Source organism: Burkholderia sp. BCC1640 (assembly GCF_902833125.1).
GTDB lineage: Bacteria > Pseudomonadota > Gammaproteobacteria > Burkholderiales > Burkholderiaceae > Burkholderia > Burkholderia diffusa.
This window is the reverse complement of sequence record NZ_CADFEF010000009.1, coordinates 15,740-37,357: the sequence shown is the minus strand read 5'-3', so window position 1 is coordinate 37,357 and position 21,618 is coordinate 15,740. Positions and strand designations below refer to the sequence as shown.

24 protein-coding genes and 1 pseudogene are annotated in these 21,618 nt (G+C 59.6%); 16 read left to right on the top strand and 9 right to left on the bottom strand.

The window, feature by feature from the left end:
* Nucleotides 1-63: 63 nt before the first annotated feature.
* From HWX25_RS12125 to HWX25_RS12090, 8 genes are all read left to right on the top strand, one after another.
* Entirely contained in the window at nt 64-2,496 is a 2,433-nt protein-coding gene (locus tag HWX25_RS12125) for a phage tail tape measure protein (RefSeq protein WP_175908628.1), read from the top strand.
* 10 nt (nt 2,497-2,506) lie between these two features.
* On the top strand, nt 2,507-3,385 hold the full coding sequence (locus tag HWX25_RS12120; RefSeq protein ID WP_175908627.1) for a phage tail protein: 879 nt from the start codon (nt 2,507-2,509) through the stop codon (nt 3,383-3,385).
* The gene (locus HWX25_RS12115) at nt 3,360-3,566 is read left to right on the top strand and encodes a tail protein X (RefSeq protein ID WP_059540562.1); all 207 of its coding nucleotides are present in this window, start codon (nt 3,360-3,362) and stop codon (nt 3,564-3,566) included. Before HWX25_RS12120 ends, HWX25_RS12115 begins: the two co-directional genes overlap by 26 nt.
* Nucleotides 3,567-3,575: 9 nt before the next feature.
* A complete protein-coding gene (locus HWX25_RS12110; RefSeq protein ID WP_175908626.1) occupies nt 3,576-4,625 on the top strand; it encodes a contractile injection system protein, VgrG/Pvc8 family in 1,050 nt (349 codons plus the stop codon).
* A gap of 86 nt (nt 4,626-4,711) precedes the next feature.
* On the top strand, nt 4,712-5,005 hold the full coding sequence (locus HWX25_RS12105; RefSeq protein WP_175908625.1) for a phage holin family protein: 294 nt from the start codon (nt 4,712-4,714) through the stop codon (nt 5,003-5,005).
* On the top strand, nt 4,998-5,417 hold the full coding sequence (locus HWX25_RS12100; protein WP_175908624.1) for a glycoside hydrolase family protein: 420 nt from the start codon (nt 4,998-5,000) through the stop codon (nt 5,415-5,417). Before HWX25_RS12105 ends, HWX25_RS12100 begins: the two co-directional genes overlap by 8 nt.
* Entirely contained in the window at nt 5,414-5,908 is a 495-nt protein-coding gene (locus HWX25_RS12095) for a DUF2514 family protein (RefSeq protein WP_175908623.1), read from the top strand. Before HWX25_RS12100 ends, HWX25_RS12095 begins: the two co-directional genes overlap by 4 nt.
* 167 nt (nt 5,909-6,075) lie before the next feature.
* On the top strand, nt 6,076-6,864 hold the full coding sequence (locus tag HWX25_RS12090) for a DNA adenine methylase (protein ID WP_175908622.1): 789 nt from the start codon (nt 6,076-6,078) through the stop codon (nt 6,862-6,864).
* A 36-nt stretch (nt 6,865-6,900) separates the two neighbouring features.
* Here the strand turns inward: HWX25_RS12090 and HWX25_RS12085 are convergent, their stop codons facing one another.
* The 8 genes from HWX25_RS12085 to HWX25_RS12050 form a co-directional block, all read right to left on the bottom strand.
* Entirely contained in the window at nt 6,901-7,629 is a 729-nt protein-coding gene (locus HWX25_RS12085; protein WP_175908621.1) for an immunity 52 family protein, read from the bottom strand.
* Between the two features lie 4 nt (nt 7,630-7,633).
* On the bottom strand, nt 7,634-8,224 hold the full coding sequence (locus HWX25_RS12080) for a restriction endonuclease fold toxin 5 domain-containing protein (RefSeq protein WP_244138768.1): 591 nt from the start codon (nt 8,222-8,224) through the stop codon (nt 7,634-7,636).
* A complete protein-coding gene (locus tag HWX25_RS12075) occupies nt 8,109-8,588 on the bottom strand; it encodes a hypothetical protein (RefSeq protein WP_244138764.1) in 480 nt (159 codons plus the stop codon). The genes HWX25_RS12080 and HWX25_RS12075 overlap by 116 nt, the downstream gene beginning before the upstream one ends.
* Nucleotides 8,581-9,084: a DUF4123 domain-containing protein gene (locus HWX25_RS12070; protein ID WP_175908619.1), complete on the bottom strand. Its 504-nt coding sequence runs from the start codon at nt 9,082-9,084 to the stop codon at nt 8,581-8,583. The genes HWX25_RS12075 and HWX25_RS12070 overlap by 8 nt, the downstream gene beginning before the upstream one ends.
* Nucleotides 9,085-9,088: 4 nt before the next feature.
* Complete coding sequence (locus HWX25_RS12065) at nt 9,089-9,496, bottom strand: PAAR domain-containing protein (protein WP_175908618.1); 408 nt, start codon at nt 9,494-9,496, stop codon at nt 9,089-9,091.
* A 116-nt stretch (nt 9,497-9,612) separates the two neighbouring features.
* Nucleotides 9,613-10,080: a hypothetical protein gene (locus HWX25_RS12060; protein ID WP_322040770.1), complete on the bottom strand. Its 468-nt coding sequence runs from the start codon at nt 10,078-10,080 to the stop codon at nt 9,613-9,615.
* 459 nt (nt 10,081-10,539) lie between these two features.
* Complete coding sequence (locus HWX25_RS12055) at nt 10,540-10,872, bottom strand: putative quinol monooxygenase (protein WP_175908616.1); 333 nt, start codon at nt 10,870-10,872, stop codon at nt 10,540-10,542.
* A 734-nt stretch (nt 10,873-11,606) separates the two neighbouring features.
* Nucleotides 11,607-12,626: an IS110 family transposase gene (locus HWX25_RS12050; RefSeq protein WP_175908615.1), complete on the bottom strand. Its 1,020-nt coding sequence runs from the start codon at nt 12,624-12,626 to the stop codon at nt 11,607-11,609.
* 59 nt (nt 12,627-12,685) lie between these two features.
* On the opposite strand from HWX25_RS12050, the gene HWX25_RS12045 reads away from it, so the two are divergent.
* From HWX25_RS12045 to HWX25_RS12020, 6 genes and pseudogenes are all read left to right on the top strand, one after another.
* Entirely contained in the window at nt 12,686-13,342 is a 657-nt protein-coding gene (locus HWX25_RS12045) for an SOS response-associated peptidase family protein (protein WP_175908720.1), read from the top strand.
* Nucleotides 13,343-13,473: 131 nt separating this feature from the next.
* Nucleotides 13,474-14,070 (top strand): annotated as a pseudogene (locus HWX25_RS12040) (sensor histidine kinase); the annotation flags it as partial.
* 310 nt (nt 14,071-14,380) lie between these two features.
* The gene (locus HWX25_RS12035; RefSeq protein WP_175908614.1) at nt 14,381-15,229 is read left to right on the top strand and encodes a TIGR04255 family protein; all 849 of its coding nucleotides are present in this window, start codon (nt 14,381-14,383) and stop codon (nt 15,227-15,229) included.
* Nucleotides 15,230-15,808, top strand: coding sequence for a hypothetical protein (locus tag HWX25_RS12030; RefSeq protein WP_175908613.1), 579 nt, complete (start codon nt 15,230-15,232; stop codon nt 15,806-15,808).
* Nucleotides 15,809-15,854: 46 nt separating this feature from the next.
* Nucleotides 15,855-16,361, top strand: a complete 507-nt coding sequence (locus HWX25_RS12025) for a hypothetical protein (protein WP_175908612.1) — start codon at nt 15,855-15,857, stop codon at nt 16,359-16,361.
* A 211-nt stretch (nt 16,362-16,572) separates the two neighbouring features.
* Nucleotides 16,573-17,481, top strand: coding sequence for a hypothetical protein (locus HWX25_RS12020; protein WP_175908611.1), 909 nt, complete (start codon nt 16,573-16,575; stop codon nt 17,479-17,481).
* A 1,367-nt stretch (nt 17,482-18,848) separates the two neighbouring features.
* Here the strand turns inward: HWX25_RS12020 and HWX25_RS12015 are convergent.
* Nucleotides 18,849-19,082 (bottom strand): hypothetical protein, encoded by a 234-nt coding sequence (locus HWX25_RS12015; RefSeq protein ID WP_175908610.1) that lies wholly within the window; start codon nt 19,080-19,082, stop codon nt 18,849-18,851.
* A 430-nt stretch (nt 19,083-19,512) separates the two neighbouring features.
* Here HWX25_RS12015 and HWX25_RS12010 point away from each other — a divergent pair, with 430 nt between their 5' ends.
* Together HWX25_RS12010 and HWX25_RS12005 are read left to right on the top strand one after the other, a co-directional pair.
* Nucleotides 19,513-19,905 carry a colicin immunity protein gene (locus HWX25_RS12010; RefSeq protein WP_244138763.1) on the top strand — a complete coding sequence of 131 codons (393 nt, stop codon included), beginning with the start codon at nt 19,513-19,515 and terminating at the stop codon, nt 19,903-19,905.
* A 723-nt stretch (nt 19,906-20,628) separates the two neighbouring features.
* On the top strand, nt 20,629-21,519 hold the full coding sequence (locus tag HWX25_RS12005; RefSeq protein WP_175908609.1) for an amino acid ABC transporter substrate-binding protein: 891 nt from the start codon (nt 20,629-20,631) through the stop codon (nt 21,517-21,519).
* The last annotated feature ends 99 nt before the right edge of the window (nt 21,520-21,618 follow it).

The window sequence follows — 21,618 nt, the reverse complement described above, 5'->3', positions numbered from 1 at the left end:
CATCGATCGACGAGATGACGATCGACGACATGCTCTGGTGGCTCACCGACTGAAGGGACCGATATGGCGAAAGACCTGGCACTTGGCATCGTGATCGGCGGGGCGGTGTCGGCGACGTTCGGGAAAGCGATCACCGACACGTCGTCGAAGATCGACGCGATGAAAAAGCGGGCGAACGACTCGCGGCTCTGGCAGCGCCAGATCGGCGAAACGATGCGCCTGCAGGATGAGTTCCGCCGGCTGCACTTGGCGGGCGACAGCGCGGCGGACGGCATCCGCCGCAAGCTCGATAGCAATCTGAAGTCGCTGCGGGATGCCGGCATCGAGGTCGACCGGCTCGATCGCGCGTATGCGCGGCTCGGCCGGACGACGCGGGGGCTGGATCTGAAGGTCGCGGGACACGAGCGGCTGGCAGCCGGTCAGGAGGCCGGGCGCGGCGTGATCGGTGACGCAGTGAAGCTGACGGCGGCGGTCGCGGTGCCTGCGACGATTGCTGCGAACTATCAGGCGATCATTCGCGACATCGCAATCAAGGCCGGCATCGCGCGCACGAAGGAAGAGGCCGCGATGGGCTCGCGTATCCGGCGCGACGCTGCGGCGAACGGCATCGGCCGCAACGAGCTGGCCGACGCCGTCAACCAGATGGTTGCGGGCGGGATGGATCTGAATCGGGCGCTGGATTTTGCTCCGCTGGTTGCGCAGTTCGCGATCGGACAGGGCGCGACCTCCGTTGAGACTGCGAAGATGATTCAGGCGCTGCAGCAGAACGCGGATATCGTCGACCGGAAGGAGATGGGGAAGGCGCTCGAATCGATTGCGTATCTTGGCAAGGAGGGGTCGTTCGAGTCCGTCGACATGGCGCGATGGTTCCCGGTTCTGCTCGCCGAGATGAAGAAGCTCGGCATCACGGGGCAGGACTCGGTGAACCAGCTCGGCGCGATGCTCCAGGTGCAGATGAAGACGGCGGGCAGCTCCGACGAAGCGGCGAACAACCTCAAGAACTGGTTTTCGAAGATCGGTTCCGGGGAGACCGAGCGCAACTACGCGAAGGCCGGCGTCGACTATCAGGCGAAGATGCGCGAGGCGATCAACAAGGGATGGTCGCCGCTGGAAGCGTCGTTCGTGCTCGCCAAGGCATATATCGAGCGCGTCGATCCGGCCAAGGCAAAGCAGCTGGCGACGGCGGCGAAGCAATTCAACTCGGAGATGGACCCGGCCAAGCGTCAGGCGCAGATGAACGCGTTTGCCGAGACGATGAAGACCGGCGACCTGTTCAACGACATGCAGGTCAAGGCTGCGCTGACGGCATACATGCAGAACGATGAGCTGTATGCGCAGTTGAAGCGTAATGCGGCGCAGGCGAGCGGCGAGATCCAGAAGGATCTGGAGGCGCGTCGTGAGACGTCCAAGCAGATCTGGAGCGAGGTCGGGCAGCGCTGGGACGACGCGATGCGCAGCATCGGCGACGCGCTGCGTCCGATCACGGATCGCATCGGCGAGGGCGCGAAGGGACTCGGGAGCGGTATCCAGTCCGTTGCGGACGCCGCACCGAAGGCGACAGCCGCCGTCGTTGGCATCGCGGGCGCAACGCTTGCGTTCCGTGGTGCAAAGGCACTTTGGAACATCGGCCGTGGCGCAGTCGACATCGCGCGCGGCACGGTGCTCGCGCGAGGCGGTCGCCTTGCGGCGGGACGTGCTGCTGGTGCCGGCGGTGTCGCGGGCCGCGCGCTCGATGCACTCGGCGGGGCTGCCGGTGCTGCCGGCGGGGTGCAGCGGGTGTTCGTCGTCAACTTGCCCGGCGGTGGGGTGGGAGGGGGCGGCCTTGGCGATCTGCTCGGCGGTGGGCGGGCCGGTCGTGCTGCTCGCGGCGCGGCTCGGGCAGGCCGGATCGGGCGAGTCTTCAGCGCCGGCAGGGCGCTGTTCGGTCGGGTCGCGCCGTATGCCGGCAAGCTCGCCGTGGCCGGCACGGTGCTGAAGCTCGGATTCGCGGCGCGTGACGCGTATGCCGTTGCGTCGAGTACCGATACGAACACGCAGAAAGCGAACCGCTTTGCAGGCATCGCGGGCAGCCTTGCCGGTGGTGTGGCGGGAGCGAAGCTCGGCGCGATGGCTGGTGCGTTTGTCGGGCCAATCGGTGCTGCGGTGCTGGGCGTGATCGGTGGCGCTGTCGGTACGTTTGCAGGCGACAAGCTGTTCAGTGCTGTCTCGCGCAGGGTATTGGGGCGCAAGAGAGACGAGACGCCGCCGAGCGTCGCGGCGCTCGTGAAAGCGAAGGCGATAGCGTCCGATGGCGCGGGTGCCGGCGCTCGACCGGGGCCGCGCATCGAGCAACAGAACAGTTTCGCGCCGGTCTTCCACGTGAAGATCGAAGGGACTGATGCCGACATGGCGAACAAGTTTCTCGCGCAGGTTAGTCCAATGTTGACGCGAATGATGGACGAGCATCAACGCAAGACGAACGCGCGAACGGCAATGTTCGACGCGCCGCATATGTAAGGGGATGGCTATGAATGTGATTCAGCAGATCACGGGGGCGGCGACGCAGGCGGGTATCGCGACCGAGCGGGTGCGTCAGATGGTCCGCATTTTCGACCGGAATCGCGCGGCGAGCATGGCGACGGTCGACGTGCTGCAGCGACTCGCGAGCGGCAATCTCAGCAGCGCGGCCGAGCTGCTGACCGGCGCGTCGGGTGCGCTGTCGGTGGCCGGCGATCTGCTTCCGCAAGTCGGCACGGTGCTGCGCAGCTTCAACGCGACGCAGGCGTCGATCGGCTCGATTCTGAAGGCCGTCGACGGGTCGAATTTCCCCCTTGTGCGGGCTGCCGCCGACAGCGTGAAGTCGGCGCTGGGCGGGGCGTGGAATCAGTTCAACGCGGCGGTCGGCATCAAGGACTCGGCGGTAGTCAAGGTGATCCAGTCGACGGGCGTCGGCTCGATGCTGTCCGGGCTGGTCGGCGGGGCGACGTCGAGCACGCCGCACCTGATGTCGATGACGAGCGAAGCGGGTGATGCATTCCACTTCAACTTGTCGACGGCCGCGTACGACAAGCTGCGACGAGCGACGCGTTATCGCGTCGCGTCGCAGGAGCGTCTGAACCGGCAGGAGGCGCTGCAGCCGGTCAGCGAGGGCGGCGAGACGATTACGCTGTCGGGCGTCGTGTTTCCGGCGCTTGGGGCCGGCACAAAGCAGATCCACCGCCTGCGCGAGATCGGCGGCCGCATGAAGCCCGTGCAGCTCACGACGGGCGACGGCGATGTGCTCGGCCGCTGGCTCCTGCAGTCGATTGAGGAGGAGCAGGACGCGCTGCTCGTGGATGGCGCGCCGCGCAAGCAAACATTCTCGGTGGAGTTCGGCCGCTATGGCGAAGACTTTAAGAACGTCTGACGGCGACGTGCTCGACACGCTCTGCTTTCGGTACTACGGAACATTGCGGGGCACGGTCGAGGCCGTGTACGAAGCGAATCCGGGGCTTGCAGCTCGGCCGCAGCCGTTCCCGGCCGGCGTCGAGATCCTGCTGCCGGATCTCGATGCGCCGCGTGTTGAATCGGTCCAGCTCTGGACATAGCGAGGTGCGATGGAAGCGATTTTTCAGGTCGTCGCGAACGGCTCGGACGTGACCAAGGTGATACAGGATCGTGTGCTGGAGATCCGCGCGATCGACAAACCCGGTCTAGACGCCGACGAGTGCACGATCACGCTCGATGATCGCGACGGCCGCATCGAGTTTCCGCCGAAGGGCGCAACGTTGAAGGTGTCGATCGGATGGGACGAGCAGGGACTGTCGATGCTCGGCGAGTACGCGGTCGACGAGGTCGGTGTGCGCGGGCCGCCGGCCAGCGTCGTGATCCGGGGCAAGCCCGCGAACATGCGTGCGACGTCGAAAACGCAGCGATACGGGAGCTGGTCGAATGCGAAGCTGGCCGACATCGTGGGCGACGTCGCGCGTCGTAATAAATGGTCGGCCGCGTGCGACGTCGACGCCGTCGTGCCGCGTATCGACCAGTTCGGCGAGAGCGACCTGCATTTCATCACGCGCGTGGCTCGCCAGTATGGTGCGACGGCGACGGTCAAGGCAGGGAAGCTGATCGTGTTGCCGCGTGGCGGCGGCAAGAGCGCGAGCGGCAAACCGCTGCCGGTCGTCACGCTCACGCCGGGCGATCTGCTTGATTACGACATCAATTTCCCGGATCGCGCGAGCTTTGCGGCCGTGCGCACGAAGGTGCACGACCGCAAGACCGGGAAGAAGATCGACCTGACGATTCCGAATCCGGATGCTCCGCCAGGTGCGTCCGCGGTGCATACGGAACGGCATGCGTTCGCGAGTCCGGAGGCCGCGAAAGCGGGTGCGACGTCGCGACTGACGACGCTCAATCGGCACACGTCGACGAGCCGGCTCACGATGCGCGGCCGGGCCGATCTGTCGGCAGAGAAAACGATCGCGCTCAAGGGTTTCAAGACCGGCGTAGACGGTGAGTTTCTGATCGAGTCGGTCGAGCATACGTACGCATCACGCGGATGGATCACGGTTGTGACATTGAATGGAGGGAACAAGGGGAAAGCGAAGGTCGGGCACGGGAAGAAGAAGGGCAAGAAGATCGATCTGGTGGTGCCGGCGCCGAAGTAGCGCGAGTTGCGCGTCACGCACTGTATTTGCAGGTCGCTTACGGGAAACCGGAGCGGCCTTTCTTTTTATCGGGACAAGGGGAACCGATGCAAGAGCATGAAAAGACGATTGTGGAGCTGATCGTGATGGGCGGATTGATCGGGGTCGCGAAGGTCTTGGTGGGTAGCGAGCATTTGACGTTTCGGCTGGTCGCTGGCCGGGCCGTGCTGGGGTCGGCGACGTCGATGGTCGCGGGCATTGCGCTGTTGCAGATCCCGGACCTCCCGCCGATTGCGCTGCTCGGAATCGGCAGCGCGTTCGGCATCGTCGGATCGCAGTACCTGGAGGTGCTGCTGCGCAGGAAGGCAAAGCAACTTTTTGGGGGAAGCAAAAATGGGTAAGTACGACGGGGTCAAGCTGAAGGCGGAACTGACGCGCGATGAGGACCGGCGGTATCGGATCTACACCGACACGGTCGGCAAGGTGTCGGGCGGAATCGGCCGCAATCTGACGGACAAGGGGTTCCGCGATAACGAGATCGACCTGATGTACCAGAACGACATCGCCGAGACCGAGGCATGGCTCGATCGCAATCTGTCGTGGTGGTCGTCGCTCGATCCGGTGCGCCAGCGCGTGATGATGAACATGGCGTTCAACATGCAGGGCAAGTTGCTCGGGTTCCGCAAGTTTCTCGCGGCGACGCAGCGGGGCGACTGGAGCGCGGCGGCAGCCGAGATGCTCGACAGCCTGTGGGCGCGACAGGTCGGCGATCGCGCGAAGCGGCTCGCATCGATGATGCGGAGCGGCGCATGACGTGGTTCGATCCTCGACTCTGGCTCGCGCTCATCGCAGCCGTTTTCGTCGGCGCTGCTGCCGGCTATTCGAAGGGGCACCGTGATGCGGATCAGTCCGCGACGGTCGCCGATCAGACACGGCAGATCGACCATCTGCGCGCTGTACGTGATGAATTTGGCCGCCGATTGGCGGCGCAACAGGAGGTCGCAACCGATGCTGCGAAAGAACGTGATCAGGCACGCGCTGATGCTGCTGTTGCCGATGGTGTTGCTGACGGGCTGCGCAAGCAGGTCGCCGCGCTCGTTGCCGACGCTCGACGTGCCGGCGCTGCGGCCGGAGGCGCGGCAACCGGCGACGCCCTCGATCTGCTTGCCGACCTGTTCGGCCGGGCTGACGAGCGCGCGGGAGAGCTGGCGAAGATCGCTGACGAGCGAGGCATCGCCGGCCAGCAGTGCGAGCGTAGTTACGACGCGTTGATCGCCGACGCATCAACCAATCTGTCGCAGTAACGCGGCAATCGAGGCCGCGCGGTCTCGAAAGAAACAGGGCGACCGGTGGAATGTTCGCGCATTTTCCCGGTCGCCTTTCCACTGCTTGTGCCAGTGAATCGGCCAAGGCCCTGCTTACCTACGTAGGCGGGCCGGATTCTACACCAAGTTTAAAAACGGCTTTCACAATGGCAAATCCCATCATTCCTTGGATCGGCGGCAAGCGCCGTCTGGCAGACCACATCATCCCGCGTTTCCCGGCGCACGACTGCTATGTCGAGGTGTTCGCTGGCGGAGCGGCGCTGTATTTCTTGCGCCCGCCGGCCAAGGTCGAAGTCATTAACGACGTGAACGGCGAACTGATTAACCTGTATCGCGTCGTGCAACATCACCTGGAGGAGTTCGTGCGCCAGTTCAAATGGGCGCTGACGAGCCGGCAGGTGTTCGAATGGCTGAAGCAGACGCTCCCGGAAACCCTCACCGATATCCAGCGGGCGGCCCGGTTCTACTACCTGCAGAAAAGTTGCTTTGGCGGGAAGCTGGAAGGGCAGACGTTCGGTACCGCGACGACAACGCCGCCCGGCCTGAATCTGTTGCGGATCGAGGAGGAACTGTCGGCGGCCCACCTTCGGCTCGCGAACACGTTCGTGGAGCGGCTGGATTGGGCTGCATGTATCGATCGTTACGATCGGCCGCATACGCTCTTCTACCTCGATCCTCCGTATTACGAGACGGAGGGGTACGGCGTGGCATTCCCGTTCGGCGAGTACGAGAAGATGGCGCGGCGTCTGCGATCGCTGAAGGGACGTGCGATCGTCAGCCTGAATGATCATCCAGATATTCGGCGTGCGTTCGACGGGTTCCACATCGAGACCGTGCCGATTCAATACACGGTCGGTGGCGGGAAGGGGGTCGAGCGCAACGAGCTGATCATCTTCAGTTGGGATGACGCGGCCGAGCCTGTCGGACTGTTCTAAAGACAGATGATCGGTGGGGCGGTCGCCCCACCTCCGTCAAATACTCGCGTAGGTCGGCAGGAGATCCTGATCAACGAGGCGGATCTCGATGCGATTTGCGACCTCGACGTGCTCGGGATTGCCGACGGAGAACGTGCCATCGATCACGCTGACGATGATCGTGCCAGTCTGCGTTCCAGAAGCCGGGACCGGAATAATGGCGCGTGCCTCCGGTACCTGTTGTTGCGTGATGATCTTCGGTAGGTACAGCATCCAGCCGACGCCCGGCTTGTCATCGAAAACCTGCTTCGATGCGTATTTCCGTGGGGCGACGGTTACGTACGCTGGAGCATAAGCGGTGGCTATAGAGGCAACGATTCGCCCGATCGACTCGAAATCCCCAAGGCGGGATGACGTCGTGCTTTCTTCGCCAACTGATAGATCAAAATCGCACGGCATCGAACCGGTGTCGAAGCCGACGGAAAGAGACGCCCCATCTTTCTTCGCGCTTTGACCGTTCCATATCCCGATGGTCTTCGCAAGACTGTCTTCGCCTCGATACTGTTCGCGTAGCACCGCGAGCACAGCGGTCGAGGGCGTTCCCGGTGCCTCATAAACCGAATACAGGCGTGCCTCTTCTTCCGAATGCCCCTGTAGGAACCATTCGGCCAAGCGTGCATCTTTCGCGGCAAGCGATTCGATGACGGGCCATAGTCGAGTCAGCTGGTGAGCGTAGTCGGAATGCTCGACGTTCGCTATTTCACGGTATTGAGCGATGAATTGCATGGCGTTACGGTTGGTAGACGGATGGCACGCGAGCCCGGCGCAAGTCAGGCAGCAGATACTCCCTTGCGCGCGGGGTCATGAAATACCACATCAACTGAGTCGGTGGGTTGGCGTTCACGGCGGCGGACTGCCGGAGAATTTGTCTGCGAGTGTCAGTGAAGCCCGTGAAGAAGAATTTTGGATCGCCTTCCTCGTCCAGGAACTGATCATAGTTCCCCTTCGTCTCCTGTAGCAGACACGCTTCACGTTGGAATCCATCGAAATCGACGTTCTGCCAATTCCACTCGTCACTCCAGCGGCACTCGGCGGTATCGAATGCAAAGCCAGTGATGCGTGCCTGATAACGGTACGACGTCCAGTTTACGCCGTGATTCATCCGCTGAAGGCGACCGCCTTCCGGTGGGCATTTCTTGCAGCTTTCGCCGGTTCGCGGAATCGCGCGGACGTCAGGCTTTGCGTCACTTTTGTCCTGCGGTGTATCACCCGACAGACTCCCCGTTCCCGCCACTGCCGCCCCGCCCAACAAGGCTACGCCAGCGCGCACCAATAGTGGCCCAAGCTCCACCGCCGCCGCTTCTATCACCGGTACTACCAATCCCGCCATCTCGAGATCCCCCGTTGTCTTGTGGATGTTCGATGCGCCATTTGATGACGCGAAGGTAATCGTGAAAACGTTCGTCGGCCGAGCGGCCGGGCCGAGTCAGCCACGCGCGTGTGGCCGGCTTTTCGTAAAATTTCGGCGCGTATGCCTCGATCCGAAGAAACGCGGCGACATTCTCGTCGGACTGGATGCCGAGTCGCCGAGCGGCGACGTACGCGTTCCAGAGCCGCGTCGGCAGCGTGCCGTCATCGGCCAGTTTCGGATCCGCTTTGATGAGATCTAGCCGGGTGCGTTCGACATATCCACGTGCATCGATCTCGGCAAGGCCGGCGATCTGTTCGCCTGTCAGTTCAAGCATGCGGGTGCACTCCCTTTAATTTCCCGTTCACCTCCACGAGCCAGTTGAATGTCGGGACGAAGAACTGCATGCGTTGTGTGAGTTCCATCAGCGATGCCATGTCGGCCATGATGCGGGCATCGTAGAAGCGTAGGAGCGCCGTGCGCCCGTCGGGCAGGCGCACGTCGAGCCGGCGACGCAGCTCGTCCGCGAGCGATTCGATCGGATAGGCACTGATGAGCCATGACACACCGGTCGAGCTGCCGGCCATCGCCGAAAGCGCACGCCGAACACTCCCGGACGCCCGTTCCCAATCGAGCAGCCACGGTCCGGCGTCGGCGAGCGATGCGTCCGGTGTGCCGTCAAATAGGGCGACTGTCACTTGCGAGCGCTCAGGGGGCGATCCGCCGGCCGCGTCCTCGAACAGAAGACCGTCGACGAGGGCGTACAGGTGCACCTGCATGGTCAACTGCTGTTGACGCGTAGCGAAGAAGGATTCGATCGAGATGTCCGCCATGAGCCTACCCGCGCGCGATCATGGTCGCGGCGTTCTCGGCCGCCGACTTCAGGCATTCGAGGCAAAGCGTCGGCGATGGTGCGAGCGCTGCTGCTGCGGCTGCTACTGCACCGCCTGTGGTCGCCTCGCCGTCCCCGACGTCGTCGAGCGTCGCTGACGACTGCGAGGCAATCAGCGTTGCGCCGCACGCGGTTTTCATGCCTTCGATGGCCGTTTCCCGGCCCGCGATTTGGTGCGGGTAGTGTCGTCCAGTGGCGGGCAGGATTGGAAAGACTCCCTTGCACTGCGGGCAAAGTACCTTGTGCCCGACGCCGGCAATGGGTTTTCCGTCAATCGTTGCGTTCGCGCTGCCCTCCAGCACGCGGCCGCCGTGCGTCGTCGTGTCGCCGACGCAGATCATGGCTCGGGCCATATGTTCTCTCGTAGGTGTGGTTTTCGTATGAATTTACCATTTCCGGGAGAACGGCCGGCGCATCGGCTATCGTGCTGTCGGTCAACTATTGTCAATCGATCTGGGCGGCATCGGCGTCACGGCATCCCGGCGCGACCCTTCTCGGCGCGCAGGAGATGGCGGAGGCGCTGAAATTCACCTTGCCCGCCGGCGAGCGCACCCCGGTCGGGGACGTTCTTGTCAACATAATCGAACCATGCTTGAATGCGATTGATCGACTGTCGAAGCGCCAAAATTTCGAGGATAAGCCAGCGCACTTGTAGGTCGGTGTGGTCGCGCCATATTGCCCTCAGCTCGGCATCGGTTGGCGCATCGAACTCAGGCATCTTCGGTTTCATTTTTACCCTGGAATCCCTGAGCGGGACGCGATTGCGATCTATCCGCGTGCGTTCGATAGGCCTCCTTTCGGGCATTTCGAGCGGATCATAGACCGCCTCAATCCACCACTCCAGCTCGTGCTCAGTCAGCTCGCTGGGCGTGCGTTTCCACTCCGTTTCCCCGGAGAAACGAAACTCCCAAATGAACGCCCACTGAGGTTTGATCACGGTAGCGATACTGTATAAAAACACAGTGTATCGCGAGGTAAGATGGTCCGGTCAAGCACGAAAGGCGGGGGGCGGCGATGTGCACCTATATGAACGCCGCGATTTAGCAAGCTGTCTTTGCTGGCAACGGCTCTTGGGGCAAACCAATCGCCCCAGAATCGGTGACGGACTGACCGACCAGGCTGTCTGCAATCGGCAGCCATAATGCGCCGTTCACCTGCACGCTTTCATCGACGGTCAAATGTCGATGCCGCGCGGGACAGCGGACTTTCGTGACCGAGAGATATTGAATGAGTCGCAAGCTGATTCGAACGTTCGTCACCAAAGTTGGCCACTTCGCGTGCGAACGGCCTGTCTGCCTCTGACGACGGACGTTCGGCAGAAGTCCACCTGGCGACGGGCGGCCCATCATTTCGCCATCTGGGCCGGCCCTGATCGCGGGCTGCGTTGGCAGATCGACTATGCGAGGCTATCGGGAGCAAGTTGTAAAACCCATGCCGGTGCCGCCCTGAAGGTCGGGCTATATGCATCGGCCGCAATCATGTGAGGCGTTACGTCGTGTGCCGCCAATGCTTCAGTTGACGCCCAGCGTTCGATCAAGACAAATCTATTTTCGTCGCCGACGACAGAATGGAGATCGTACTGGAGACAGCCTTGCTCCGCACGTACAAGCGGCGCTAACTTTTCATATGCCGCGATTTGCTCGTGGCCTTTCCCGGGAAGGGTTTGAATCGAGATAACAAGCATCACCTCTCGTTCGCTATTTCGGCTGTGATGATCTACTTTGCTCATGACGACTCCGTGCTGGTGTGATACCGACGAAAGACGATCAGCCGTAAACGCGAAAGGCCCCGTCTTTTGCCGGCGGGGCCCCTGAAAATATGCAACGACGAAGATTACCGCGTGCGCATCAAGGACGACCCACCGTTGCCGGTGGTCGTCGTTGTAATGACGGTCACGAAAGGAATCAGATTGCGTTGCATATCGCTACGCTAACTCACTCGCCGCAGGCGAGTCAACTCCACTGAAACCTACACACATTTCTCCAACGTTCCTCGAACGGCGGTTGCACATTTGAAAGCCGCCGTCGACTCCGAGCGGATTCGAGAGGCAGATGTGGGTCGGAAGCGGTTAAGACGAATTGCAGATGCGTCGAGACGCCGCGATCAGGAAAGGCATTTTCGCAATGCGCACTCCACCCGATCTGCCCGAAGCACGTGCAGATGAGCAAGACCTGCTTGAGCTTGCAAAGCGCTCCTTGTCTTCGATAGAACTCCGGAAAAATGGAGAAGGGCGGTGACAGAAAAGGCGGATCGCGTACGTATATTCGGCCTTGTTGCGACGCGGAGGCTGTCGCGGGCCACGATGAGAACCGCTGACTCGCGCCTATACGAACTATCGCGCTCGAGGCGCCAGTGCACACTCAGGTTTAGCGAGTCACGGTCCAACCTGTCCAGTCATCTCCTTCTGTTACGCCTAGCGATCGGATGAGATTCACTCCTCTGTCGTTGAAGATTCGCGCCGGACTATGCAGGCTTTGTGCTGACGAAGTCCTGCTGATATGGTCTGCCGCGAGCGAGCACTGCCCAAATTACACGCGCCAGCTTGTTGGCCAGTGCGACAACTGCGACGTTATAAGGTCGTCGCTTCAGCAGTTGTTCAATCCAGGGGTGTCGAGATCGGAGTTGAACGGAGATGACTCTCGCGCAGTGCACGAGCAACGTGCGTAGATAAGCGTCGCCGCGTTTGCTAATTCCCAGCAGCGTTGTTCTACCACCTGAGCCGACTTGCTTAGGCACCAGGCCAATGGATGCCGCGAACTCGCGGCCAGATTTGAAGGCTTTCGCGTCGCCGATCGTGGCAACTGCGGCGGTGGCGGTAAGAAGGCCGACGCCCGGAATAGCGCCGATCGCTTGCGCGCTCAAGTCGGTGCTCATCCACTGTTTGAGCCGCTCCTCGATGCGCGCGATCTGCTCGTCCAGGTGAGCTAGGGCCGCCCACTGCTCCCGGAGGGTGTCGATCAGCGGAGCCGCGATGTGGTCGCCGACCCGATCGAGAACTGCGGCGATATTCGCGTTAAAGGCGCGCCGGCTCGCCGGCATGACTTCGCCGTATTCGCCCAAGAGTCCACGGATGCAGTTGATCTGGGAGGTGCGGAACTTCACGAGCTGTTGGCGCAGCCGATGCAGCGCCAGCACGGCTTGCTGCGCCTCGCTTTTCACCGCGACCGTATTGCCAGGCTGCTGCACTGCCAGCCAGATTGCCCGTGCGTCCGCTGCATCGTTTTTGTTACCGATGTTGAACGCTTTGGCGAAGCGCGGAGCCATCAGGCGGACCTTGTGCCCGAGCCGGCTGAGTGATCGAGCCCAGTGCTGCGAGCCGCCACATGCTTCCATGCCGATCATGCACGGCTCAAGGTTCGCGAAATATTCGAGGAAGTTCGCTCGTTTGAGCGATTTGTTGATAATTTCTCCGCTGTTTGGTGCAATGTAGTGGATCTGGAAGACGTTCTTGCCGATGTCGACTCCCACGGGAATGGGATTCATAGCTGCCTCCGTTCAGAAGTACCGCACGCGTATGATGTGCTCAGTGCGCAGCGGCGTTCATCCCATCGAACTATAAAGCGCCGGGCGAAGATCCGGGCATCAATGAGCTGAGGATTGGCATCGGCGATTTGTACCGCCGCGACCCGTGGGAGCCGGACGTGTATCCGGACTATGCAGCTCCGATCGCTTGGGCTGCAGGCGACGGTCTTGGCGTGGTCAAGGCCGTGTTCGGGTTCTGGCCGAAGTTCATGCAACCGGAGCGCGTCGACGCGCGCGGTCGGAAGCGGAGGAAGCTCGATACGATGAACGCCCGTTCCGAGACGGTCGCAGAGTCGCGGCTGTATAGCAAGGCGTGGCGCGCTGGCCAGCGCTGCTTGATTCCGGCCCGCTGGATATATGAGCCGTGTTACGAAACGGGCCGAAACGTATGGCAGCGAATCGGTCTTACCGAGTGGCAATCATATTGCGTTGCTGGCATCTGGCGGCGCTACGAGGGGGACGACGGCCGAACGCTGGTCGGCATGAGCATGCTGACCGTCAACGCTGGGGATCATCCTGTGATGAGCCGTATGCATAAGCCCGGTGACGAGAAGCGGTCCGTGGTGATATTGCGGCCGAGCGACTATGACGAATGGTTGCACACGTCGAATGTCGAGGCCGCCCGCGCAATGCTGCAGCTCTATCCGGCAGACCAGATGATCGCCGAGTCAAAGTAACTGTGGGCGACGCATGGAGGGCCGCCGCATGCGAGCGGCTGGCGACGTAATCGCCTTCGATCGTTGGTATTCGCGTGATATCGTTTGGTACGAAAGGAGCAGCCACCGTTCATTCCATGATGTGGGGCGACATGCGACTAGCTGATTTCATCGTTCGGAACATGGAACCAATCCTAGTGCCGTGGGAGGCGTTCGCGGCCACGCTGCTACCGGCCTCGAGCAGCATGGACTCGCGCGGACTACGCGACCATGCGCGTCAGATTCTGGAGGCCGTGGCCAAGGACATAGACACACCGCAAACAAGGGACGAGCAACGCGAAAAATCGCTTGGACATGCACCCGAGCCGGCGAACGCCACGGAAACCGCCGCGCAGACGCATGCTGTACTGCGCGCCCGGAGAGGCTTCAACATCAATCAGTTAGCGGCCGAGTATCGGGCGCTGCGTGCCAGTGTCCTGCGCTTGTGGATCGACGAGAGTCAGCCGAGTCCACCTCATCTGAACGACATGATTCGCTTCAATGAGGCGATCGATCAGGCGCTGGCGGAATCAGTTGCTTTTTTTACCGAACAGGTCGAACAGGCGCGCAACTTGTTGTTGGGCATGCTGGGTCACGACATGCGCACGCCGCTGCAGACCATCCAGTTAACGGCGACCTATCTTGCGGCGCTCAATGCGGGAGAGGAAGTATCGGAGGCCGCCGGTCGACTGATCAGAAGCGGGGGCCGGTCAGAAGAGGGCGACAGCCCCCGCGTCAGTCGTCCTTGTCGTCGCATCCGAATGCCCGGTCATGGCGCATATCCCGACTGGTGATTTCTTCCGGTGGCCCCAAGTATCCGTCAAGCGGACCACATCAGCGTTTTCGCACCAAGATTGTGCGTGGTCGACATGCTGCACCGCAAGAAAGAGCTATTTAGCCGACTAGATATTGCGCATGCGCCCCCTTATCCATAACATTGCACTTAAATTGAGGACAAGTGTGCCGCGCAGTCGCCGCTCCTGCTGCAGATAGGCGCTGGCATGGACATGCAAGAATAAAATGACCATAGATTCTCTCCATCCCTTTGCTGGGGATCACGCCGTTCAGAACGTTGCGTTCGTCCTCGAGTGGGCCACACCCTTGGACCGGTCAGCGCTCGAAGCTGTCAAACGACTCGCGCCCCAATTTCGTAGTAGCTTCCCCGTTGTACAAGAGCAGCAACTCATCACGGTCAACGTAGACGCGCCAAAGCAAGCGATTACCAAACATCACAAGCCAAGGCTGCCTCCTACGCCCGCCACGCAACTCGGCGGGATTCAGTTCTTGCACACCAGTGGTGGTGCGCCGGGATCGTTTACTCGGATGATCCAAGTGCAGCGAGAGAGCTGCCTGGTCGCCTTGAATGAATACTCGCGATGGGACGCAGTCTGGCCGAAAGTTAGCGGCTGGCTTGAGATCGTTTTGCCGGTCATTTTGACCGGTCGTTCACTTAATTCTTTCACGCTCCAATATCAGGATCTTTTCTTTTGGCGAGATGATCCTGCGAATCTACAGTTGCGCGAGGTCTTTGCCGCCGAATCACCCTACATTCCGTCGAACATCTACGACTTGAAATCGGCATGGCATTCGCATCACGGCTACATCGAGCCGTACGATGGTGAATGGTCCGGCCATTTGCTGAACAATGTGAATGTCAATGTTGGCGACTTGAACGGGGTGCGTCAAATTGGAACCATGCTGACGCACAAAGTTACTTTTGGGACACCAATTTGGTCACTGGAGCGTGCAATGACCGCTCTTCGTGCCGTGATGCCAGAACTTCATCAGGCAAATAAATCGATTCTGCATCGCTTGTTTACTGATGCGGTCAGAGACAAAATTGGGTTGACCCTTCAGAAGGGGGAGTGAATGAACATTGCTACCGTGGCGAGCGTTGCGTTCAACATGGCTGTGCTTGCTCATCCCAGCGTAACGGAAGCGCCGAATTGGTTGGCCTTCGGGTATGAAGCGCCTGTAAGCAGTCCTTCAGAGTTTAATTCGTCGTTTGCGTACTCGTACATCGACGTTCAGGGCGATCTCTTACAGACCAATATCAAGCCAGCTTTTGAGAAAGCGGGGATCCAAGTGGATCGACTCACATTGGTCAGGGAGGAGCTTGCCAGCTACTCGAGGCTCGGCGAGGACTGGGATGGTAACGGCGCCTCGACTGCCAATAAGGAACATCTGAACGATGCGCTTAGCTTCCTCGATCAGCTACCTGGCGGAATCGCTATACCCACGCCAATGATCGGATCATCTGGTGATATCGGTCTTTATTGGGATCTTCCAGAGTTTTACGCCGACATCGCCTTCGAAGGAGGCGGTGCATTTTCTCTTTTTGCAAAGAACAAGGTCTCCGGCGCGGAAGCTTTCGACTGGATTGATGATGTCCGGAATTTAAGTCAAGACCAGCTTTTCCAAATGCTTGGCCGCAAACATAACGCTTAGGGACGCTATGGCGGGGAACGCATGTAAAGATTTCTTTACGCAACACATGGGTGACACTCAGAAAGTGAAGGCGTTGCAGAAAATTCCGGAAGCCCTTGCTTGGGAAGGTGAAACTGCATCTGATCACTCTCCCGGCCCCGTGGCAAACGATGAGTCAATCGTCCGTCAGGTGACGCATCCGAATTTTGTGGACGCTGAAAATAAGATTAAGCCTATATGGTTTGACGACGTGACTAACAAGGGCTTTTCGAGTGATCGACTCACCCTCACCACAATCGATGAGGTCGTCGAGAGAGCGCAGAGACGAGCCGACGAGCGGAATGCCAAACCAGAGAATGCCGAAAAGCAAGTGACGGTCCATTCGCTTGGAAAACTAAGCGTAGAGCAGATTCGACGCGTGCGGTGCGACAATACTCAAGCATTCGGCGTATACGATACCGGTCTGCCTGATAATCGCGCCCACGCGGATGTGTGTCAGTTGGTTCATAGTACGCAGGCTGCCAGGAGCGTGCGTTATGAGCTGTTCGCCATGACTGAACTCGTTCTCGCTTAAGACGCATCGGGGGGGGAGGCAATGCTTGCAGCACAGTCTCAATTTGCCAGTGGCTCGTCTGCGATTGACCGAAATTGGCCATCCCGCAATTTGTCGGCGATGGCGAACCGCAGCGATCGGCCGGCGTCATCCGGTCGGCGGATTCGCTCCATGCCGTTCGTTTGACTGCTATCCTTGCACTCTCTTAATACCAATGATGCTAGGGGAAGCCGTGAGTACGATCAAAGAAGAGCAGACAGAAAAAAACAGTCCGCAAGTACTGCAATGCGGGATCGTGATGCCGATTGCAGCGATGGACGGAGTTACCGCTGATCACTGGGCAGAAGTTAAAACGGTCATCATCGAGGCGATGAATACTCTCGACTCGCCACGATTTAACACTGCGTTGGTAAGCGATGCCGACGATGTTGGTGTAATCCAGAAGCGCATTGTCCAAGGAGTCTACGCATCAGATGTCGTTGTATGTGATGTCAGTGGGAAAAATCCTAACGTTATGTTTGAATTGGGCATGCGGTTGGCCTTCGATAAACCGACCGTTATCATCAAAGATGACAAGACGGACTATATGTTCGATACGGGCGTTATTGAGCATTTGACGTATCCGCGCGACTTGCGTTTTACACGTATCGTGGAATTTAAGCAACTCTTAGCAAAGAAGGTTCTTGCGACATATCAGGCGTCACAGCGGGATCCGGAGCACTCCACGTTCCTGAAGAATTTTGGCACATTTAAGGTTGCGCATCTCAGCGAAAAAGAAGCATCTGCTGAACAAGTCATACTCGAATCGCTCGCAGAACTACAACGAGAAGTCAGGGGCTTGCGAAACTTCACAGCCCCAGGGTATCCAATACCACTCGATCTGATCGATGAAAGGCCCCTCAGCCTCGACGAAGTCGAAACAGTTTTGAGGCAGGCCGAAAAGCTCTGGAATTACGGAGGTCCGGATGCCATGAAGGAACTCTCGACGATGAGGGCGATGTTGAAGAGAATAGTCGAGACACCGTCACTGCCCAACGTGTACACCGATAGAGCCAAGATGTTGCTTCGAAAAAATCGAATTACGGCGGCGGACATTGCTCGAAACGGTATCGGACATCAACCGCGTTCAGACGCGTCGTAGTATTGCCTCCCCGTTCAATCCCTGCCGCGCCGAAGAAGAGATCAGAGGCTGTGGCAGCTCGACCGGCCGTCGTGGGTCGGTCGGCCCCTTGCTGAAAGGGGGCGCGTGTTAGATAAGGCGCAGGTACTGCTGCATCATTGGGGTGACGGTTGCAGGTGCTGCGGTGGGTTGCGTGCTCATGTGACCGGGAAAAGTTGCTTTGGCTGCCCGAGTTTACCAGTGGCCCGCACGGGACTGCTCGCAGTTCGCCGTTCGGCCAGTTGCTGGAGATCACGACCGGCGGCTGCCGGTCAGTTGTCGCTGATGGGGAGGGACAGCTACCGGCCAGCAACCGTCGCTCAAGTCGGGCATAAGCCAGACATTCGGGTGCCGACTCCTGGTTAGCTAACGGTCATTCACGCTCGGTTCTTTGCGTCGAGCCTTTTTGTTTGTATGCTCCGAATACTTTAACCAGCAATTACTGCCCCTGGAGCTAACGATATGCCAATTACGGTGACATTCGACATAGATGACGCGTCCGTACTCGATGGCAACGACCGCACCCGAATTCTCGCGTGCTTTACCAGACTAGGATGGGAACGTGTCGGCGGTTCCGCGTGGCGATACCCCGCGCTGGGTACGGCTAATGTCTCCGAAGATTGGATGAACCATGTTATTCCTGCGCTGATGTATCTGCGGAGTATCGCTTGTCACGCCAACCTAGACGTTTACAACTTCACGATTGACGCGCACTCCGAGGCTGGGCATCGAGGGCAGGCAAATCCTCCTTTAGGAGAGCCGATAACACAGGCCGCACAGATAACGATGTACCCTACCAACGCGGCCTACAACGGAGTACTTTCCGAACAACGTCTAAGGGATTTCATCCAAGCGTCGACGGACAACCTGTAAATCGGCCGTAGACAAAGAAGTTGCAGGCGGTTGGGTCTTGCGGCTTCCCTATGCCTCCAGTCAATAATCGTTGCCGGGCTGAACGCTTGCGAACCGTGGGACCGTTGCACCTCGAAAAACGGACCAAGGTAACGTCTCGTATCGAACGACGGGCTTGGGTCGGTAACGACTCCCCGCTGAAAGGGGAGGCGTAGGTCTCGGCGAAGGTTTGTGACCTGTGTCCTGTCAGATAAGGCGCAGGTACTGCTGCATCATTGGAGTGACGGGTGCAGGTGCTGCGGTGGGTTGGGTGCTCATGTGACCGGGAAAAGTTGCTTTGGCCGCCCGAGTTTACCAGTGGGCCTGACGGGACCGCTCGAAGTTTGCCATCCGGCCAGTTGTCGCCGGCGATGGCGAGAGACAGCTACCGGCCAGAAACGGCCGTTCGACACAGCTTTTTAGATCGTCGACAATCGGTGCAGATAAGGGTGTAGCCTTTAGCGGTTACCGTCGATCAGATCGTTCAGCAGCGCATCGAACGCGGCCTGTGCGTCTTCAAGTTCCTGCAGGGCGGCATCAAAGGTTTGCAGCGCGAACGACGAAGGCTCGCCGCTGCCTTGCGGCGGGAATTGCTTCTGCATCGAGGCGAACGTACTCTGCACGCGCAGCGTGGCGGCCACCATGCGCTCCATCGCCTGGGTTTCTTCGGCTCGGGCCTGTTCCGGATTCATTCCACTCTCCTTGGATGGTTTTCTTGAAGACCAGATCGTACACGCTGTGTCCGTTCTTGCCGCCCTTGGCAGAACGACTCCGTTGAAGGTTCCAACGGCACGCTGCGCGAGAAGCGATTTAATCGGGAATGATTCCGCAGTCGCGCCGAGGCCAAGATACTCATCGAGCGTGGCTACAAAATCCCGCCGCAGGTCACAACGATTGACCGCTTTGGATGAATCTGAAGGGCCGTTCAGGGTCGATAACGGCCTGTCGCTGAAAGGGTAGGGGTTCAAGATATTGTTGACGAAGGTCTCACTGGGGCGGCACTGGGCAAACGAGGTCCGGCGAAGACCCCGGATGGCGTGGCGAGAGGAATCCAGCAACCGTATATGGCTCACCTGACTGCTATGTCACCCCGTGAATGACCGAACCGGCGAGGTGGTGCAGGTGAGCGACAAGACCGGTGCGGCCGGCGCGTTGACTCTCGGATTGCGGGGAAATGAAAGAATGAACATTGATCGTGGTCGTCTATATCATTCGTCGGATGACTTCTTCGCCCTCGGTGAAAATCCGGCGATGAAGCTCTCGACAGCCGCTGCAATCGATGTCTGTGAGCGCGCGGCCCAATATGGCTTGGTCGTCGCTCGAATTGAAGGTGGCATCTGGCATTTGGATCCCCCCCAATTCGAGGCGCGGTACGATTGCATTTGGGACGGCGCAGATCCGCCCATCGACGTGAATTCAGCGGATCAGAATAACCATGCGGGAGCTGAATTTATTCGACGAATGAGTCCGCCCAACGATGTTTTCGTGCTGATGACCCTGCCGATAACAGGGTGAAGGCAGTATGTGGATTCTTGGCTTCGAGAGGCTTATAGAAATTCGTGTGACCGTTGATAGCGAAGTTGATCAAGAGAAGCAGCCGTCCGGTCAATTGAACGACTTCTTCCCAAAATGCTGAAGGCTCACTTCGGGTCGGTAACGGCCGGTCCCTAAAAGGGCAGGCGTAGGTCTTGGCGTAGCTTTGGGCGTCAGGCTTTGTCAGATAAAGCGCAGGTACTGCTGCATCATTGGAGTGTGGCCTGCAAAGGCCTCGGGCGACAGCGTGGTCATAGATCCGGCATGAATTTGTTGCTTGAGTTGCCCCGAGTTTACCAGTGGCTTCGACGAATACGATCGAAGTTGGCCGATAGGCCAGCAGATCGCGCGATACGACTCCATGTCCGGCATCGATTCCTGGCCGCTCGGATGGTCCCAAGGGATGGCACCGGTGTTCGTCTTACCGGCGTGACACTGATGAATCAGCCAAGGCGGGCAGGCGGCCTATCGACCAACCGGATCTCAATACGATTTGCGGCATCGTGCTGAAACCTTCTCCGGGCACTCGTTCCGAGACGGCCGCGCTGTTGACCTGAATCAATCGGGGGCGATCGACTCCGCTTAAAGTGAATTCACGTCGGAATCGATGGACGCGCGGCAAGGGATACGATGTGCGGTCCGCTACTGACGGAGACGGCTCGGCAAATCGAGCTTCTGCAGAGAAAACGTCGTGAAAGAGGCATCATGAGATCCCCATCGTTTGCCATGCTCGCCGCATTATTCGCGGGGTACGCCGTGTCGATGACTGCCAATGCGCAGACGTTAGACAAAATCTCCCGGTCCAATCAAATCGTTGTTTCGTACAGGGAAGCCGCCGTGCCGTTCAGCTATCTGCTGACGCCGCATAAAGCCGTCGGCTTTTCGATGGACGTAACGGAAGCAATCGTCGACGACGTTCGCAAGGCACTTCGCAGACCGGATCTGAAGGTCGCTTACGTGCCGGTCACAGGTCAAAATCGAATTCCGCTGCTCGTCAATGGCACCTACGATCTGGAGTGCGGGTCGACGACAAATACGTCGGCGCGTGGCAAGGACGTCGCGTTTTCGATCAATTACTTTTATGCCGGCACGCGGCTGATGGCCAAACGGGCGTCGGGCATTGGCGACTATGCCGACCTCGCGCATAAGTCCGTCGCGACGGTCGGCGGGAGTACGAACGAAAAAACGCTGCGGCGCCAGCTCGAAGCGCAGCACATCGATGCCGAAGTCGTGCTGACAAAGGACTATGCCGACGCACTAAAAATCGTCGCGGACGACAAAGCGGCAGCGCTCGCCCTCGATGACGTGCTGCTTTACGGGCTCAGGGCCAACGCGGACGACCCGAGTACGTGGGCCGTGGCAGGAGACGCGCTGCAGGTGGAGCCGTACGCATGCATGGTGCGCAAGGACGATCCGGCGTTCAAGCGACTCGTCGATGGCACGCTCACTCGGCTCATGAAGAGCGGCGAATTCACTCGCCTGTACGCAAAGTGGTTTGAATCGCCGATTCCGCCACGCGGCGCGAATCTCGACATGCCGATGAGCGCGGCACTAAAGGGAAATCTGGTCACGCGCAGCGATCGACCTGCACAGTGACGATCCATCGGCCGGGCGCAGGTCGTGGCGGAGCTTCGTGCGCCAGGACTTGTCGAATCATGCCGGAGAACGAGGAAATACCCGCTTGCGAAAGCGGGG